Origin of the sequence: Aureibacter tunicatorum (genome assembly GCF_036492635.1) — a bacterium.
Lineage (GTDB): Bacteria > Bacteroidota > Bacteroidia > Cytophagales > Cyclobacteriaceae > Aureibacter > Aureibacter tunicatorum.
The window spans coordinates 843639-861245 of record NZ_AP025305.1 but is presented as its reverse complement, the minus strand read 5'-3'; the positions used below and the strand labels follow the sequence as shown (position 1 = coordinate 861245).

At 38.0% G+C, this 17607-nt stretch carries 19 protein-coding genes; 5 read left to right on the top strand and 14 right to left on the bottom strand.

Annotated elements, in window-relative coordinates:
* Positions 1 to 15: 15 nt before the first annotated feature.
* Positions 16 to 744 carry a polyprenol monophosphomannose synthase gene (locus AABK36_RS03750; protein ID WP_309937688.1) on the bottom strand — a complete coding sequence of 243 codons (729 nt, stop codon included), beginning with the start codon at positions 742 to 744 and terminating at the stop codon, positions 16 to 18.
* 195 nt (positions 745 to 939) lie between these two features.
* Here AABK36_RS03750 and AABK36_RS03745 point away from each other — a divergent pair, with 195 nt between their 5' ends.
* Positions 940 to 1458 (top strand): D-glycero-alpha-D-manno-heptose-1,7-bisphosphate 7-phosphatase, encoded by a 519-nt coding sequence (locus AABK36_RS03745; RefSeq protein WP_309937687.1) that lies wholly within the window; start codon positions 940 to 942, stop codon positions 1456 to 1458.
* On the opposite strand, the gene AABK36_RS03740 is transcribed toward AABK36_RS03745, so the two are convergent.
* Together AABK36_RS03740 and AABK36_RS03735 are read right to left on the bottom strand one after the other, a co-directional pair.
* Entirely contained in the window at positions 1444 to 2073 is a 630-nt protein-coding gene (locus AABK36_RS03740) for a low molecular weight phosphatase family protein (RefSeq protein ID WP_309937686.1), read from the bottom strand. The two genes, AABK36_RS03745 and AABK36_RS03740, sit on opposite strands and share 15 nt — an antisense overlap.
* Positions 2074 to 2147: 74 nt before the next feature.
* On the bottom strand, positions 2148 to 3938 hold the full coding sequence (locus AABK36_RS03735) for a DNA polymerase III subunit gamma/tau (protein ID WP_309937685.1): 1791 nt from the start codon (positions 3936 to 3938) through the stop codon (positions 2148 to 2150).
* Between the two features lie 285 nt (positions 3939 to 4223).
* Between AABK36_RS03735 and AABK36_RS03730 the strand changes: the two genes are divergently transcribed.
* Positions 4224 to 4505 carry an Rdx family protein gene (locus AABK36_RS03730; RefSeq protein WP_309937684.1) on the top strand — a complete coding sequence of 94 codons (282 nt, stop codon included), beginning with the start codon at positions 4224 to 4226 and terminating at the stop codon, positions 4503 to 4505.
* 300 nt (positions 4506 to 4805) lie between these two features.
* A complete protein-coding gene (locus AABK36_RS03725; RefSeq protein WP_309937683.1) occupies positions 4806 to 5105 on the top strand; it encodes an ABC transporter substrate-binding protein in 300 nt (99 codons plus the stop codon).
* Between the two features lie 58 nt (positions 5106 to 5163).
* Here the strand turns inward: AABK36_RS03725 and AABK36_RS03720 are convergent, their stop codons facing one another.
* Complete coding sequence (locus AABK36_RS03720) at positions 5164 to 5955, bottom strand: DUF4197 domain-containing protein (protein WP_309937682.1); 792 nt, start codon at positions 5953 to 5955, stop codon at positions 5164 to 5166.
* A gap of 229 nt (positions 5956 to 6184) precedes the next feature.
* On the opposite strand from AABK36_RS03720, the gene AABK36_RS03715 reads away from it, so the two are divergent.
* The gene (locus AABK36_RS03715) at positions 6185 to 6901 is read left to right on the top strand and encodes an energy transducer TonB (RefSeq protein ID WP_309937680.1); all 717 of its coding nucleotides are present in this window, start codon (positions 6185 to 6187) and stop codon (positions 6899 to 6901) included.
* 49 nt (positions 6902 to 6950) lie between these two features.
* Here the strand turns inward: AABK36_RS03715 and AABK36_RS03710 are convergent, their stop codons facing one another.
* Both AABK36_RS03710 and AABK36_RS03705 read right to left on the bottom strand, forming a co-directional pair.
* A complete protein-coding gene (locus tag AABK36_RS03710; RefSeq protein WP_309937679.1) occupies positions 6951 to 7520 on the bottom strand; it encodes a cob(I)yrinic acid a,c-diamide adenosyltransferase in 570 nt (189 codons plus the stop codon).
* Between the two features lie 120 nt (positions 7521 to 7640).
* Positions 7641 to 8003, bottom strand: a complete 363-nt coding sequence (locus AABK36_RS03705) for a SpoIIAA family protein (protein WP_309937678.1) — start codon at positions 8001 to 8003, stop codon at positions 7641 to 7643.
* 47 nt (positions 8004 to 8050) lie between these two features.
* Between AABK36_RS03705 and AABK36_RS03700 the strand changes: the two genes are divergently transcribed.
* Entirely contained in the window at positions 8051 to 9652 is a 1602-nt protein-coding gene (locus AABK36_RS03700; RefSeq protein ID WP_309937677.1) for a hypothetical protein, read from the top strand.
* A 15-nt stretch (positions 9653 to 9667) separates the two neighbouring features.
* Here the strand turns inward: AABK36_RS03700 and AABK36_RS03695 are convergent, their stop codons facing one another.
* From AABK36_RS03695 to AABK36_RS03660, 8 genes are all read right to left on the bottom strand, one after another.
* Positions 9668 to 11038, bottom strand: coding sequence for a GAF domain-containing protein (locus AABK36_RS03695; protein ID WP_309937676.1), 1371 nt, complete (start codon positions 11036 to 11038; stop codon positions 9668 to 9670).
* Between the two features lie 460 nt (positions 11039 to 11498).
* On the bottom strand, positions 11499 to 12068 hold the full coding sequence (locus AABK36_RS03690) for a cysteine hydrolase family protein (protein WP_309937675.1): 570 nt from the start codon (positions 12066 to 12068) through the stop codon (positions 11499 to 11501).
* Positions 12069 to 12072: 4 nt separating this feature from the next.
* A complete protein-coding gene (locus AABK36_RS03685) occupies positions 12073 to 12606 on the bottom strand; it encodes a hypothetical protein (protein ID WP_309937674.1) in 534 nt (177 codons plus the stop codon).
* Between the two features lie 29 nt (positions 12607 to 12635).
* Positions 12636 to 13049: a hypothetical protein gene (locus tag AABK36_RS03680; RefSeq protein ID WP_309937673.1), complete on the bottom strand. Its 414-nt coding sequence runs from the start codon at positions 13047 to 13049 to the stop codon at positions 12636 to 12638.
* 124 nt (positions 13050 to 13173) lie between these two features.
* The gene (locus AABK36_RS03675; RefSeq protein ID WP_309937672.1) at positions 13174 to 14004 is read right to left on the bottom strand and encodes a hypothetical protein; all 831 of its coding nucleotides are present in this window, start codon (positions 14002 to 14004) and stop codon (positions 13174 to 13176) included.
* Positions 14005 to 14046: 42 nt separating this feature from the next.
* Positions 14047 to 14475: a hypothetical protein gene (locus AABK36_RS03670; RefSeq protein ID WP_309937671.1), complete on the bottom strand. Its 429-nt coding sequence runs from the start codon at positions 14473 to 14475 to the stop codon at positions 14047 to 14049.
* A gap of 12 nt (positions 14476 to 14487) precedes the next feature.
* Positions 14488 to 16038 (bottom strand): phenylacetate--CoA ligase family protein, encoded by a 1551-nt coding sequence (locus tag AABK36_RS03665; RefSeq protein WP_309937670.1) that lies wholly within the window; start codon positions 16036 to 16038, stop codon positions 14488 to 14490.
* Positions 16039 to 16045: 7 nt separating this feature from the next.
* Positions 16046 to 17575 carry a pyridoxal phosphate-dependent decarboxylase family protein gene (locus AABK36_RS03660; RefSeq protein ID WP_309937669.1) on the bottom strand — a complete coding sequence of 510 codons (1530 nt, stop codon included), beginning with the start codon at positions 17573 to 17575 and terminating at the stop codon, positions 16046 to 16048.
* Between the last annotated feature and the right edge of the window lie 32 nt (positions 17576 to 17607).

The following is a 17607-nucleotide window of genomic DNA, read 5'->3' as shown; positions in this document are numbered from 1 at the left end:
AAAGCATTGTGGAAACTAAGCATATTTTTTAAACATGCTTCCAAGCCTTAATTTCATCACGCCAAAGAACGCCTCCTTGAAAATCCCGCTTGACATCTTTGATGTTCCCAAGGTTCTGTCTGTAAATATGATCGGAACTTCAATAATCTTAAAGCCATACTTCCATGTCAAGAATTTCATTTCGATTTGAAAAGCATAACCCACAAAGTTGATCTTATCCAAATTAATCTTTTTCAACACAGAGATTCTATAACACTTAAATCCTGCCGTAGCATCATTTACAGGCAAGCCAGTAATGAATTTCACATATTTGCTGGCGAAATAAGACATCAAAACCCTGCTCATAGGCCAGTTCACCACATTTACTCCAGTAACATACCTTGATCCAATCGCAAGATCGTTGCCCTGACGAGCGCAAGCGTCATGCAACCTGACCAAGTCCTTGGGGTTGTGCGAAAAGTCGGCATCCATTTCATAGACGAACTCATAACCTTGCTCAATAGCGTATTGAAAACCTCTAATATAAGCTGTTCCAAGCCCTAATTTGCCTTCCCTTTCTATCAAATGAAGCCTTTTGTCAAACACTTTTTGAAGGTTCTTGACTTTAGCAGCAGTACCGTCCGGCGATCCATCATCCACAATTAACACATGAAACTCTACTTCCAACTCCATCACTGCCTTGATGATAGCTTCGATATTCTCTATTTCATTATAAGTGGGAATTATTACTAAATTTTCCTTCATCGATAAAGGTGTAAAATAAAATTAAAAACCAAGCGAAGGAAACCCGTACCCTCCGTAAAAGTCAACAATTATAATTTAATTTTTAGATATTTCATAGAAAACATTAAGTTTGTATTGCTTGAATTACTGGTTTTTATACCATTTCAAGACATAATAAATTACAAGTAAATCCTTGCTAATATAGAGATAATAAATATGAACAAGTGTGTGTTTTTAGATAGAGACGGTGTTTTGAATGTTGAAAGAGGAGAATATACTTATAAAACATCCGACTTTGTAGTTGAGATAGGAGTTGCCGAATCTCTAAATAAGCTCAAAGCCGCCGGGTTTCTCTTGATTGTCATCACCAATCAAGCTGGCATTGCAAAGGGCCTGTACGAAAAAGAAGATGTATTAAAGTGCCATCAAAAACTGCAAAGCGAAACGGGAAATCAAATTGACGCATTGTATTACTCGCCTTATCATCCTCTACAGACCGAATCATTGACTCGCAAACCAGACTCATTGATGTTCGAAAAAGCCATCGCAAAGTTCAACATAGATCCTGCTCAATCTTGGATGATTGGGGACAAAGAAAGAGATATCGTTCCAGCCAACAAATTGGGAATCCAAGGTATTTTAATATCCGACTTGAATGACGAAAGTTTAGCAACTGCCATTTGTTCAACTTTGCCTGAGGCTGCAGAAATTATTCTAAACTCAGACCAAAGCTAATTTCCGGCTTTGCATCCCCTGCTTTTTTCTATTCAATTCAGAAAAAATATAAAAAACCTCTATGCCAATCAAGTCCAGCATATCAACACCCTGCTGTTTGGCATAGAGCATTTGATCGCAAGGTATTGGATTTTGTTGAAAATACTCCCAAGAATCAAGGCAATTAACGATTACGCATGTGCAAGAGTCTTCCTCCTGCCATTCGTTCAAGTCGCACTTTTTAGAAAAAATGGTCAAATTAGGCAAATGCTCGCCTAAGACGACAGAGTAAACCCCGGTATCTTCATCCAACACATCCACATCAAAACCTTTGTCGGCAATGCTTATAGCTGTCGAATGTTTGACCTTGGATGGGTCAATCCCCGAAGACCAAATACTAACTTTATCTATGCCAAAAAACACTTTAGCAGTATAAGCCCATACATGAGCGTAAATACTTCTCTTGGCATTATGGTTGCACAAAAAATTCACATGCAAATCATAAGTAAGATTCAAGCTTTTGATTAACAACTTGTCCACAATATCATCTAAACTCGCCCTTCTTTGGTTGTCAATCAAATAAAAACTGTCTAAAAATCTTCTGATGCTTACAAACAGTTCTGGAAAAATGGACATAGGCGTCTATTTATGTAAAAGCGTATATTAATACCTATTTTCCAAAAAAACGAATATTAAATATTAATATATTGTTAAAAATTAACATCCAAGCCTAAAGCTGTTTGCAATTTTTTTACATGTTTATTATGTTCTTGAAGATACGATAGTTTCTCTTGCGGTGTATATGGTCTGGAGTTGTCTTGGCTTCTTTCTGATATTACGGGTTGAATAGTCAAAGAGCTATTTTTTAATTTTGACTTCAAAAAGGTCAATAGTTCGCTTCTGAATCTTTCAAAAAAATCAAGCTGGACAGTACTCACCAATTCCAATGTCAATACCGAAGTTGTCTCATTTAAAGTAAATGGTTGCTTCATAACATTGAGCCATGTTTTATTATTGCTTCTTTCGAGCTCTTGAGAATAAGCCAACCAAGCCTGCTTAAGCCCTTCTTGAGACAAAGGTTGTTCTTTTTGCGTTTGCTCTGATTGGTACTGAGGAGCTTGTCCTGAATCAGCTCCCGAGTTAGCAGATTGCTCTGATGAAGGGTTAGTGCGTTTGTTTTTTAACTGATTAAGATTCGGTAATTTCGCCGTAGATCTCAAAGAGCTATCGGAAGGTCTGGAAACTGTTTGGGACAGAGATGAAGCATTTCCTGTCTGCGAATATGTTTTCCCTCTTAATGGCTCCGTGCTTTTTGCCACAGCTTTTGGCTTAGCCGCCGTTTTGGCTTCTACACTTGGCTCAACTTTTTTTTTTTCGACAGGCGAAGCATTTCCGCCAAATTGTATCGCCGAATTCAAGTGAGCCAATTTCATCAAGCATATCTCAACATGCAATCTCTGATTTTTTGTATTCTTATAATTCAGCTCAAATTTAGAAAGGATATTCAAGCCGGACAGAAGAAACGACATAGAGGCTTCATTTGATTGTTTTAAATATCGTTGCTTAACTGTTTCGGAAACATCCATCAGTTGCAACGTCTTTGCATCTTTCGTCACAAGCAAGTTTCTAAAATGCTCAGCCAATCCGCTTAGGAAATTATGCCCATCGAAGCCTTTCTGCAATATTTCATTGAAAATCAATAGAGCTTCGCTAATGTTTTCACTAATCAAGCTGTCCGTTTGCCTGAAATAGTAATCATAATCCAAAATATGGAGATTTTGAACTACATCTTGATAAGTGATTTTTGACCCTGCGAAAGTCACGATCAAATCAAATATCGACAAAGCATCACGCAAGGCGCCATCCGCTTTTTGTGCTATCAAATGCAAAGCATCAGATTCCGCTTCGATATTTTCCTTCAAAGCTATTTTCGCCAAATGGCCCGCGATATCGCTAACAGTGATTCTGTTAAAGTCAAAAATCTGGCAACGAGACAAAATCGTTGGAATGATTTTGTGTTTTTCCGTTGTCGCCAATATGAAGATCGCATACTCAGGAGGTTCTTCCAAAGTTTTCAAAAAAGCATTGAATGCTTGATTGGAAAGCATATGAACCTCGTCAATGATATATACTTTGTATTTACCGGACTGGGGAGCATAACGAACTTGATCAACCAAATTCCTGATATCGTCCACTGAATTATTGGAGGCAGCATCCAGCTCATGCACATTGAAAGACGCATTTTGATTAAACGCTTTGCAGGAATCGCACTGATTGCACGCCTCAACATCATCCGTTAGATTAGTGCAATTGATCGTCTTGGCCAATATTCTAGCATTAGTGGTCTTGCCCACTCCTCTTGGCCCGCAAAACAAAAATGCTTGCGCTAGATGATTGCTTTTAATGGCATTCTTAAGCGTTGTCGTAATGTGCTGTTGCCCCACTACGCTTTCAAAAGTCGTCGGTCTGTACTTCCTCGCTGAAACTACGAAATTCTCCATGGCACGAATTTAACAATTTTTTACTGCAATAGAAGTACGGTTTGACTTTTGAGTGAACAAAAAAACAAGTATATTTTAGTTCTCATTTATTAAAGCTAAAGAGCATGAAGACAAATTTTTTTATCAAAGCCGGCTTTTTATTAACTCTCTCACTTATTATTTTCAACCTTGTAATCACCCATTACCTTGAGTGGGATTTCCCGGCGATACTTATCCCGCTTTACCTGATATCCACAGGCCTCACCGTATTGGGGACCAAACAATTTAATTCTTAACCCTCGTAAAATGAAAAAAGCGAAAATTGAAATCAAATATTGCACAGGATGCAAATGGATGCTTAGAGCCGCATGGATGCAACAAGAACTTCTTCAAACTTTCGAGAAAGAAATTGAATCCATCAGCTTATTGCCCGAAAAGGAAACCGGAGGTGTTTTTGACATTAAAGTCAATGGAGCAATCGTTTTTTCATACAAAGTTTCTAAAAGGTTTCCACAGCCCAAGGAAATCAAACAACATATACGCGACATTATATCTCCTCAAAAAGATCTTGGTCACATCGATCGATAATCAATACAATTTTATCGCGAGCTTTTGCATTCAGCGTTTATCAGACTTGCAATACTTTAGATTTGTTAGCCTTTTACTCATTTGTTATTATAGTTAAAAAATTCTCAATTTAATTTTACAAATATAATAATTCAAAGACAAAAGAAGAATAATGAAATTTTAAAAAAGTTTTTGTTCTTTTTTATTGTAAAAAAAAATAAGGATTAAATATTATTCATTATTTTTTTACATCGAATTAATAATTTTCGAGAGCCTTAGACTTAATTTCAAACAAATTAAACTAATAAAACAAAAACCACAATGAAAAAAGTATTACTACAATTGTCAATTGTCGCTATGATGATGACAGCTGCATCTTGCTCGCAAAAGTCTCAAGAGAACAACCAAGATGCTCCAGCAGCTGAAGCTGTTGAAGTTAAAGAGGAAACTACTCCAACAGTAGAAGCTACTATCGAAGCTGCTCCTGAAGCAGAAGTTGCTGATTCAACTGCAGTAGAAGCTACTGACTCTACAGCTGTTGTTGCTACTGAAGAAAATGCTGAAGCTGCTCCAGCTGAAGCTACAGAGGAAGCTCCTGCTACTGAAGAAGCTGCTCACTAAAAATAAAGAAAGCATGCTTTTATGCATGCTTTCAATCTATGCATAAGGAACTTAATCCTTAATTCTCATCCAAAGTCCCAAATACCTTTTGCAATATCTCTTCCACTCTTGCCAAAGGATCTTTTCTTATCTTACCCTCTTCATCTGCAATTTTCAAAAACATGCCGTCAAGCGCCTTGCCTGTAACGTACATGCTCAAATCGCTTTGCTCAATTCTTTCCAATGGTTCTTTTGATGGATTTAATAGAGTTGTCAAGTTATAAGCATCCACCACAACATTGTACTTGGAAACAAACGCCGGCCAAAGGGAATTAAAAGAGCTTTCTCCCAATAACGGTTTTGAAAGAGATGTTTTAATTTTATCAGAAAACTTCACCTGTAAGCTATCATAAGTCTTATCCTCCAAATATTGAGTAGCAGCATCATCTTCTCCTGTCAATATTCCCAAGCCATCGCTAACAGTCATGTCTGTAATTGCCTGTACGAATATTGGCCCAGCCTCCATCACTGCGTCTTCAGCCGAACGATTTAAACTTTCCACCAAAGGATCTACTACAATGCTCAACTGACTTCCCAAGCCTGCCTCATTGGCTGCCTCCAGCAAAGTTGATACTTCTTCCGGCAAAAGAATCTTTACCGCCTCGTCTTTGAAAAAGCCGTCTTGAGCAGACAATGACTGTACAGAGTTTTCAGCGCCAACTTCCAAAGCGGTTTTCAAGCCATCAACAATTTCCGCCTCGCTTAAACTTGCGGGAGAAAGCAGTTGATTGAGCAAATTATCAACATCATCTTCAGTGCATGCCGCAAAGCTAAAACTCCATAGACAAATCAAGTAAAATATTTTTTTCATAATCAAGTATGTTTTTAAACAACTAAAAATACGAAAACACTAATAATTAGCAAAAATCAGATGTGCTAAGCCCTAAACAAATCAAACTATTCTATTTAAAACGATAAAACTATCAAAATATTATTTTATAAAAATTTATTTTAAAATAATATAATTTTTCATTGCTATGTATTCATAAAGATTCTAAATTATCAAAATAGCGCTATACAATACACTAAATATCAAAACTATGGAACTTAAAAAGAACCCTCAACACAATTTATTAGAAAAAAGAAACATGTTTCTTGGCATTGGATTATGCCTGTCTTTAGGCATGTCATTAGTCGCAATGGAATGGAAATCTCCATATTACACAAGAATTGACAACTCAGTGACAATGGAAGACCCTGTGGAAGAAACGTTATTTATTCAGCCCACGAAAATGGACAGTCCTGTTCCTCCAAAGCCTGAGCCGATGAAAATGGAAAAGCCTGAGCCTAAGCCAAGCAACAACGTAAACATTGTAGTGGATGAAGCAGCCTCCTCATTATTAGATGATTACAATATTGACAAAGGTGATATTGATGTAATAGATGACGTAGATGATCCAGCAACTGGAATAGAAGCTTTGCCGGATGAAAAGGTTGAGGATTACGTATATTTTGCTGAAGAAATGGCTACTTTCAAAAAAGGCGGAATGAAAGGTTTTTACAAATATATCTCGCGTCACTTGAAATACCCTAAAGCTGCTAAAAGCAGAGGAATAGAGGGAAGAGTATTCGTGGAGTTCATCATTGACAAACAAGGAAACCTAACCAATGCAAAAGTACTCAAAGGCATCGATGAAAGCTGCGACGCAGAGGCATTGAGAGTTATTAAAAGTTCTCCTCAATGGCATGCTGCCAAACAAAGTGGCAGAGCAGTGAAAGTAAAGATGACTATACCCATCATATTTGACCTAAAATAAGGTGAAAGCTCGAGGTGTCAATGTTCTCTGCCCTCGAGCACTTTTCAGATTATTTTTTATAGATAAAAAGATTCCATCTTTCCTCTTCCACTCCTTCTTTATCCATTTCAGCTCTGCTTAGCGTAAAAAACAAATCCGACATTCTGTTTATATAAGCGCTTATATAATCCTCCACACAATCTGGATCTTCCTTCGTCAAAGTAATCAACCTTCTTTCCGCTCTTCTAATCTGAGTTCTGCAAACATGGCACAACGCTGAAATCTCATTTCCTCCAGGCAATAAGAAATATTCCGAGGGAGACGATATATTCGACTCCAGTTCATCAATCCATTTTTCACAAAACTCCGCTCCATCAATCGGCTTGGGTACAGAAATAGGAATCTTTGAATCAGACGGTCTGGCCAAATGTGACATCATATCCATCAAGTCTTTCTGAATCTTATACAAATTGTCTTGCCAAGGATGATCAGAGCTTAACTTGCTTCTCAACAGGCCTATCGTTGAGTTCATTTCATCGATTTCACCATTGCATTCTATTCTAGCGGAATCCTTGAACTCTCTCTTACCTCCATAAACTCCTGTTTTCCCTTTATCTCCCGATTTCGTATAAATCTTCATCGCTTAAATTAATTATATCAAAAAACACTCTCAAGGTCTTTGCTAAAGCCTCAAGCTTACATTTGATTAAATCTATAAAATAAAAAATTAAAACCTAAGCCTGAATTGCAGAAAAGAACCTCAATCAAGCAGCCATTTCAAAGCTTTTTCTTTTTCATCGGGAGAAAAATGCTCTATTTCGATCTGCAACAACTTCATAGACCTAAAAAAATCCACCATCTTGTCTATCCATTTCTTTTCCGTCACTACAGCATATTTCTTGACATTTCCAATCGCCTTGATCTTCACCCCCACTAATTCCAAAAAAGACTGAATATCCTCAAAACCTCCAATGTCTTCTATTTCCCCTAAAATAAGCAAGCCATCATAGCCCTTCTTATTTTCCAACAATTCTGAAAGCTTTACTATGCCATTTTTATCAATTTTTCCATTAAGCTTAAAGCCTATTATTCTTGTATCCGTAAACGGTGTAACTTCCAACATACGCTCTCATGATTTTGTTTTGTTTGCAAACTTAAAGGTCATCGGTTTTGTTTAACTCAGTGGTCAATCCTTTTCAAATGCTCCAACCTGAATCAAGACAATTCAAGAAAAGCTCTTCATCACCTTCTCATAGAACTAGGAGCATTACTCGCGCGATTGAACAACCTCATTTGCCGATACAATGCATTAAACAAACCGTCAGTGCTCCAGAATGGTATGATGGGTGGAAAGTCAGGCAAGGTGCTAATCAAAAATTCATACGAGCAAATCTTCGAAAAGCGATCATTATTCCTCCTAAAGCTTGCTATCCACACCTTACAATCGACGTAGACGACGTAGAATATGATCATAAAAAAAGTTCCGTCACACTCACCATTAACAGATTTCATTACTCCGCCAGCTTAAATGGCAAACGGTATTATTTTCAAGAAGCTAGGCCTTCCGGGAATTTTGTCTGTATAGGTTCCGAACTACCTCCGTTGGAGACTATGATAAGAATCAATCGTTGGCTAAAAGCTTCAGGTTTAAACATAAAACTCGAAGACAGTCCTCCTTCCACTCCGGTAGCTGAGGAACCTCTTGTCTCCGATAAGCTTGAAGCCACAGCAACTGAAGCAACGAGCAAGCTCACATTGGAAGAAAGCTCTTCCGACCAAGAGCTTTATAGAGAAATCATAACGGCAGTCAAAAGAATTCATCGTGAAAAAGCTCGTTTGAAACAAAGCCGCAAACAAGATGCTCCCATTTTCATTCCCGGCATGTCTGATAAAACAGAAGAATTGCAACTGTTATTTGAAGACATGAAATTCACAAATTTGAAAGTTTTATTCGACATTGATGACTATACGAATATTCCTGCCATGGAAAAGTACTTCCTTTCCACACTTCAGTCAAGATTTATGGAATGGCATAAAGAACGAAACCTTATACCTGTAAAAAGCAGAGTTGACCAAGGGTCTCAAGAACTTAAGAAAGAACTTGAGCATTACAAGCATATTAAAAAGAGAACAGGCAAATATCACCCTAAAAGATGGGCTGATTTTTTTCATCGCAAATCCTCGGAGTCTGTAGTCCCAAGCATTGAGCAATATTCTCCAGAATGGTTTATACCTGAAGATTATGTCCCTGACTTTGAGGACAAAAAAAATCTAGAATACTTCAAGCTGGCAATTAAAGTTTCCTATAATCTCATGGTTTTGCAACTATCGGAACTAAGAGTTCAAGAAATGGCTGAAATATCAGCGGCGATCTATGCTTTTATATTTCGAAACGGCTCAAGAGGCGGTTTTTTTGAATTACTATGCAAGAAGCACAGCGACGCTATTCAAAAAGCGTGGGATGCTATTCCAGAAGAGAAAATGTTCTCTATAGGCCACAAAACATTCACAATTACTGAAGTAGAAGATAATTATCCAAGCTTAGAAGCCTACTGGGACCTTCAAGCAAAAGAGTTTCAGTTGCAATTTGAAGTTGCTCAAAATCACCTTCGCGCATGGCAAAGCATGCCTTCCGATGAAGAAAAATCTTTGGATGAAAAACTTGACAAACTATTAAGCAAACTTGACGCTAGCTCCATAAAAATAGAGCTTCTCAATCATTTGATAGCATCAAGTCCATCTTCAAAAGGCGGCGCCAGAGCGACTCCTTAAATTTTTATAATATAATTAAGACGCTTTCAGTCTTCTGATTTCTTCATCTTTTTCTTTCATAGCCACTTCAAACGACTGCATGCGACTATTCATCTCATCCTGAAGACTTTGCATTTCCTCCAAGTTTTGCCTCAACTCCTCTTCTTGGGCTCGCATCTCATCAGCATGATTCTGGCTTTCTTCCAAAAGTCTTTGAGTCTGCAAGTTCATTTCATAATTATTAATGAATGAAGCGATGATTTCTGATATTGCCTTAAGGTATTCTCTTTTCTTCTCTTCAATCTCGTTAAATGAAGCGAACTCCATGACCGCCACCACTTTTTTATTTTGCAAACAAGGCTCAATGATGATCGCTCTAGGCAAAGCCTGCCCCAACCCTGAAGTGATATTGACGTAATTTTCAGGCACCTCTGTCAAATAAAGCGTCTTCTTTTCAAAATATGTCTGGCCTAGCAAACCTTCTCCCGCCAACACCTCTTTCTCTATATATTTCTTTCGACTATAAGCATATGAAGCTTTCAAGTTCAATACTATTCCTCCTTCATCATTCTCCTCTACCAAATAAAACGCGCCTTGATTCGCTTCCAAATAATTGGTAACATTATTCATGATTTGGTCATAAAGAAGCTCTCCTGCATCTTGCTGCGATTGAAGCATATGCACGATACTGTTAATCCCATCGTTCACCCATTGCCTCTCATTCTCCTGCCCTTGCTTTTCCTCTAATTCTTCCAAATACTTTTTCGTTTCCTCATGCCTCAACTCGATCTCTTCATTCTGTTTTCCCACTTCATTGAGCAAACTTTGATTATGATTATCGGAGACATACGTGATGTATTTAAGCATAAAACTAATCAACAGCACGAAAAAAATACCAATTACGATGGATAGCGGCGATTGAAAAAAGGCTACTTTTTCAGGTTGCGGCATAGGACTCATTCCTCCAACAAAAAATGTCGCCATCATCAATCCAGTCCCCCATAACGTAAAAAGTATTGTCTTCCCATATTCCTTTACATTAAAAACCGTCCAAGGCAATATGCAACAAACCAATTGCAATATCACAAATCCAACCGCAGGCGATTCATCTTCATATAAAATCCCCAAATGCCCCCAAAATAGCATCACAGGAGAAAAACCAGCTAAAATAGCCCTTGATATATTTATTTTATTGTAATGATTTAATAATAGTATAGACAGAAAAGCCAACTCTAAAATAATGGGTTTATAAAGCTCAGCTCCCTTGAAATAAAGCAGTATCGTATAAAGGAAACTAAACACCACCATTAAGCCGGCGATAAAATTCGAAAACTTGTACTTAAATTTGTCTTGGTCGTCCATTTCCTCGGACACACCTAGATTATATATTTTATTAATAAATTTCATTAAACCAACTCTTCACTATTCTCTAGACAACAAACATAATGAAAAATTTACAAATAATAACTTCAAGCCTTGCCGGATGTACTCGATTAAGAGTCTTATTTAATTTAAATTACATCAATTAAAACATGAATCCTTTAAAATTGTACTTTCAATGAATGATTTTAAATAATACTATATCAACACCAAAAAAATAAAACATAGACATTATCAAGATAACAAAAAGATAATAAAACAACTCTAATTCACTTCAAGACCTTGCAATTCCATTGTCTTGAGAAAAAATAGCATAGACCACTCGATTTCCTCAAAATATATAAAAAACAAAATTCATAATTTTTCAAAGAAATCAAAAAGAAGTCCTTAAACCAATGAATTAAAATTATCCCATTCAAAAAAATTCAAGGGCTTTTTATTTTTTTTTAATATTAAAAATACAGACATAAAAATGAATTATATTCAACTATGCAAAATTGTCTGAGCGAGACATGATTTCCTCAACCGACGAAACTTTGGCAAAATTAGATTCAATAGCAGCCAAAACAACGCATTGTATATTTGCGGCATCCACCTTGACATTTTTAAACACTAAATCCCTTGTCGCGCATGCGTCGAAAGCAACTTCGCATGTATAATTGCGCCGATTTGCCTCAATTACAAATGAAAGAATGGATGAGTCAATAGGCATTCCACAAACAACGATGCTTTGTATGCCTAGCTCGTTAATCAACTTAAAAAAATCTTCCAGATCCACAACGCTTGCCGTTTCTCTATGAAAGACTTTGCAGAAATCTGTTTCGGACAATCCTTCGCAAAGAAGAGCGCCGTCAGATCCTTTTTTAAAAAATGGAACATACGCATTGTCTATCTCTCTTCCCAAAGCAAAAATTGGCCAATTATTATCCTTCCAATGAGCTACCAACCTAGCTGCTTGTTGCGAAGCATATTCACTTCCAAGCATTTCCAACGCACCTCCAGGCATATGTTCCTTTTGCAAATCAACTAATAATAGAGCTGTTTTCTCTTTAATCATTAAATTACTCTTCTGCTGACAATATTTTCAAAGCTGGCCCATCTAAGTTAAAAAACTCTGTACCTTCTTTGCCATCCACTTCCAAAACCAATCTATAATTATACTCTCTGGCCTCAAGACCAAAGTTCAACATGCCTGCCCAATAATAATAAACTGGTGTCAAACTACTCCTCACCTCATCTGGACCTCCATAAATTTGACAATCGGAACATATTTTCAGTTGAGCGACATTGTCTTGCCTTTTATTTTTAAACACTATATTATTGATCTTTGCAAATGGCGGCCACTTTCCATCAGCTCCTTTATCCGTATTCATCGAATAAATCAACCAATTGATCACTTGACCTCTTTTGCAAGGCGTCACCAACTCCGAGCTGCCCTCGTTCAAGCTTCCAAGACTATTATCCATCATATAAACAGATGATGAAGCGTCTTTCGTCCTCAACAGCTTTTCCACATCAACCACAGTGACAACATTCAATTGAAAAGAGTTGAACTTATTATGCTTGAGATGATTTTGAGAATCTTTTGTATCCATTGTAATAAATTTACGCACTTGTGAAAAAATTAAGACTCGGAATTGATCAAGTAAGCAGGAAGCTCTGTTCGCATTCTGTTTGCTTCATTGCCTACTTGCAAAGTCAAATAATAAGGATGCTCGGAATCTATTTTACTTTTTATATCCGCTTTCCAAAAACCTATATCCGCATAAGGATAAAGTTCCTTCTTCAACGCGAACTTTTCTTCCAATTCGCCACCCAAAGACACGCCTACAATATCCACATATGATTCGCACTCCAAAGCAACAACAGACCAAACCACACTATCTCCCTTGCTGATTGCGGTTTTCAACTGCTGAGTGCCTTCGTCTTGAGAGCCTTTAAGTTTATTATTGTCTAGCAAATAATAGTTCTCTGTCAAACAGCCATCAGCCAAAGCTCCCACGACATCAATCACCATCACTATAGAAATCATTTTCATAACTAACTTCTTTTAATTAATATAATTACATCGTTCATCTGCTTTCTCTTTCAATAATTCACTATTGAGAATAGCATTTTGCCATGATGAAAATCTGAATGATTTTTTTAAATCAATAAGCTCATTAATTGGCAGGTATTGGCAAGTATGAATCAGCACCGCCTGTGAAGCCATTTTCCATAGGGTCGCTTGAAACATCAATATACGCTCGATGGATAAAATCTTTTGGCTCCCATGTTAGCTTATCTTTGACATTTTTCAACTCAAAAAGTCTAATATGCAAATCATACGAGTACCTTCCCGGTCTTGAAGTGTCAACAGAAGCACTCCAGTACCAACCGTATGTATTTGAGCTTGGAGAGCCGTACTGTGCAGGAAAAATAACCTTTTCATCCACTGCCTCGCCTGTTACATCTATAATAACAGGAGGCAAATAGCTGACCTTCGACTTCATGCCCCTCGTGCTTTTAATCGCTTGCCCTGCCAAGTCCAATACATTGAACTTTTGTGGAACATGATGCTCATCTGTGATATTCACACCGGCTTCCATTCCCAAATTTGAAATTACTGAGTTGAGCTCAGAAAGATGCTTGTCACTATCAGCAGGATCATCCTTGGATTTGGCATTGTTCGTTAAAACGTCTTTAATACGTTGCACACCTTCCAATGACTCTTTTTCAGATAAAGATTGTCTGAATTGCAAATACTCCTTTGGCAAAGTCATTGGCAAACTTGCAATACCTGTAATCAGCCAGTTCAATACTTGCTCGCTTGCTTGAGTTCCTGTTATTGGCCAATAAGTTCCATTAACAGCACTGCTAAGATCTTTGGTTCCTTCATTCTGAGAACCAAACTGCTTCATATTATCCATCAGATAAATATGCTCTCCAATATTATCCTCTTTGATCGCGGCTTCAACATCCACCATGACCATTATAGCCAATTGTTGTCCCATTTTGTCATCTTTATTTTTTAAAAAAAGCTGTACCTGTCAAGGTTAACAACTTAAAGAAGGTGAAACTCTTACTAATGAAGCTGTATCTATCAACATATCACTGCATTCCCCTTTGCCCATCTGCACTTCCAGTTGATATGAGTAGGATTTATTTTCTTCCATCCAAGTAGGCACATAGCCTGACCATACCTTGCTGTCCCCATTTTGAGCAGACTCCTCTTGAGGGACGTTCCCAATAGGCACTCCCCCAAAACTTATGCTTTTGATTTCAACAGGAGTTTGCACGTCAATTGCGTAAATTTTCCATTTAACTAATTGTCCAGTGGCGCAATGAGTCATCAGCTCCGAAGACCCTTCGTGCTGACTCTGAAACTCGCTATCATCCATCAAAAATATGCTACCATGCAGTGAGCCCTCACTCAATGCGCTTATAACATCAACAAATATTACAATATTAATCACTGAGTTCATTTTCATATATGTTTAGAATACGTCTCTAACTAATGGAACTTTTCCTAATGGTGTTCTTAATACTTCTTCAGAATCTTTGTCTACAAACTTCAAATTAAATTGATAGCCTGTCTTATCCATCGTTACATGGTTTGCTTCCCATTGGTTGAAAAGCGATAATGACCTGATCAAAGCATCAACAAAATACGGTCTCACACCGTTCATTCCGGTCATATAGTCCACTCTGGCTTTCAAGGCAAATGGGTCATCCACGACCAACAACAACTCAAGGTTCTTGTCGGACCTGTAATTAACAAATTGCATTTCATGAACAATTTGGTCCAAATCCAAAACTCCTGAAGTTTTGAAAGCCAAAACCAACTGATCATAAGTTCTAGTCGCTGAATGTTGCGAATCCATAACGTGCAACATGTCTCCGCTTCTTCCGGCAAATTCAAACTGAACAGCATTCAAAGCATCTGTTGAAATACTTTCCTTGCGAATCATTTTATCTCCGATTTTATATCGAATAATTGGCGCTTCGTTAGCATGCAATCTTGTCACAACAAGCTCGCCTTCTTCGCCGACTTCAACCCAACGACCATTTTCATCCACAATTTCGATCAAATGAAGTCCCGGGATAGCTGTCAAGACATCAGAATCAACATCCAATTGCAAACCTATCGTCTCCGCCTGAGTCGCAGCGAAATAGCTTAATATATCCAGATTAGGATACAAGCTTTTCAACTCATGTCTTTTTCTGTTCGGCAACAAGCCGCTTCCATACATCGCAACTCTAAAGCTCTCTCGATCCTCGCTTTTTAAATTCTGGCCTAAATCTACCAGTGCCGCTATGCCTTGAGAGGTCGACATGATGGTCTTTTGTCCAGCATAAGACATCATGTGTTCATACACGCCTTGGTTTACAGGGCCTGCTCCAATGTAATTTGTGTTTGGAATCTCCTGAAGCACACCGCCTACCATCGTTCCGCTACTCCACATTTGATAGTCCGCGAGCGTCGTGACAACCCACTGGGCTTGATCGGCATCCAAATATGAACTCAACATATGATTGCCCATAAACTTCCCCGCGATTTCATATGTATCACTTAATTCATTAAGCGAATACACCGTCTCAATCGGCTGTCCAGAAGTCGTTCCTCCACTTGCCACAATCTCAAACCCTCCTTTTTCCATCGGCACTACAACTCCCTCTCGTTCGCCCATATACAAATCAATTACCGTAGACTTGTCTGATATCGGCAAGTTTTGCCAATCCTCCAGCGTAAATTCCCCCGTCACATTATCATCAAGCCCCAGTCTTTCCTTCCACTTATCATTTAAAAGCAAAATATTGACAATCTGAGCCAATCTTCTCGCAATCAAAATATTCTGGGCATCCATTGGAATCGCATCAAAAGCGCAACCCAAACTCATTTCCATGCTTTTCATCTTGCTTACAAATGATGGAAGCTCAAGCACTTCCTCAATATTTGAAGGAACGAATTCATTGTCAGGTATCAAATCTTTGACAATGTCTCTAACTTCTGACAAATCAATGTCCTCAATCATAGCAGTACTCATAGTGCCTTTAATTTTTTGTGTTCAATATCTTTTGGCCTAAAATTCTTATTTCATTCAACAGCGCGTTAAAATGACTTATGTTGATATCATGATTCATAAACACTACCCTAAGCGCTGTAGCTCCATCAATATCCACTTTGGATATAAAGAACTTGCCTCCTTCTCGTATCCCGTTTCTGATTTGCAGTTGAAAATCATGCATATCCTCTCTATAGTTTTGAGGTTTGTATCTAAAGCAAATAATATTAGCTTCCGGCTCATGTATCGCTTCAAAATCCATAGAATCCTTCAATACCCAAAAAGCGCTTTGAGTCATTTGAAACAAATACTCCAACTTGTCTGAAAATATTGATTTTCCATATATTGCCCATAGCGTCCAAAAATGAAGAATCATCGGCCTCTTCGTGCATTCGAAGTTTTTACTTGCGCTATCATGCATTGCATAAATGTTGTCGTTTGGATCAAACACATAGCTAGCCTCTTGTCGAAAAGCGCCTTTGGCATATTCCTTTTTCTTGTAAAACAAAAAAGTGCACATAGCAGGCACAAACATCATCTTATGCGCGTCCCAAACAAAAGAATCCGCTTTTTCAATACCCTTGACTTTATGCCTGTGATCATCGGAGACCAGCACGCTTCCTCCATGAGCAGCATCAATATGCAACCAAAGATCAAGCTTCTCCGCAATCTCAGCCAATTCCTCTATATTGTCAAACGCTCCTACAGATGTCGATCCCGCGGCTCCTACCAAACAAAACACGTCCAAACCTCTTTGTCTAGCTTCTATAATGGTGGATTCCACCTTGCCAATGCAAATTTGTTTTCTTTCATTCAGCGGAATTTTCACAATTTGGTTTTCTCCAATACCTATGATTCCTGCTGCTCGCGAAATACTGTAGTGAATCGATTCGCTGACAGCTATAGCTGGCTTAAGCCCTTCAAGTCCATCTAAGCCTTTATCCCACACATTCGGATATCTATGGTTTCTTGCAGCCAGCAATGCTGTCATATTTGCCAATGAGCCTCCAGTGGTTGTGACAAATTCAAAATCTCCTGTATACCCAATAAATTTGTTGAATTCATGGGCCATAACTTTCTCAATAGCTATAGGCAATTGGCCGGCTTCGTAAAATGACGCAGGCTGAGATAAAACAGAGCTGACAAAATCCATTACACCTGCCAAAGGGTAAACTCCTGAAAATTGTCTTCCCATATATCCTGGAGAATGAACCTGAATAGCCGTTTTAATATATAAATCAACAATTTCAGAAAGCTTCTCTTTCGTTCCTTCAGGGTTTTCCAAAATTGTCATTGCCTCGATCTTTTTCATCAAGGTCTCAGGCTCATATAAATTTATTCCTCTGATTGATTTATCCGAAAGGTACTTGCTAAGCTTACTAACCACCAATCCAACATTGTCCTTAAATTCCTCAGGATCAAACATTTCAATATACTCCTTGCGTTCCCTATAATGAAATGTTTTGTTTTGATACTCTAAATTTACCGCGTCAGTATCCGCGTAATCTGAAATTTCCATATTATGAGATGTTATATAAATGGCCTTTTGGC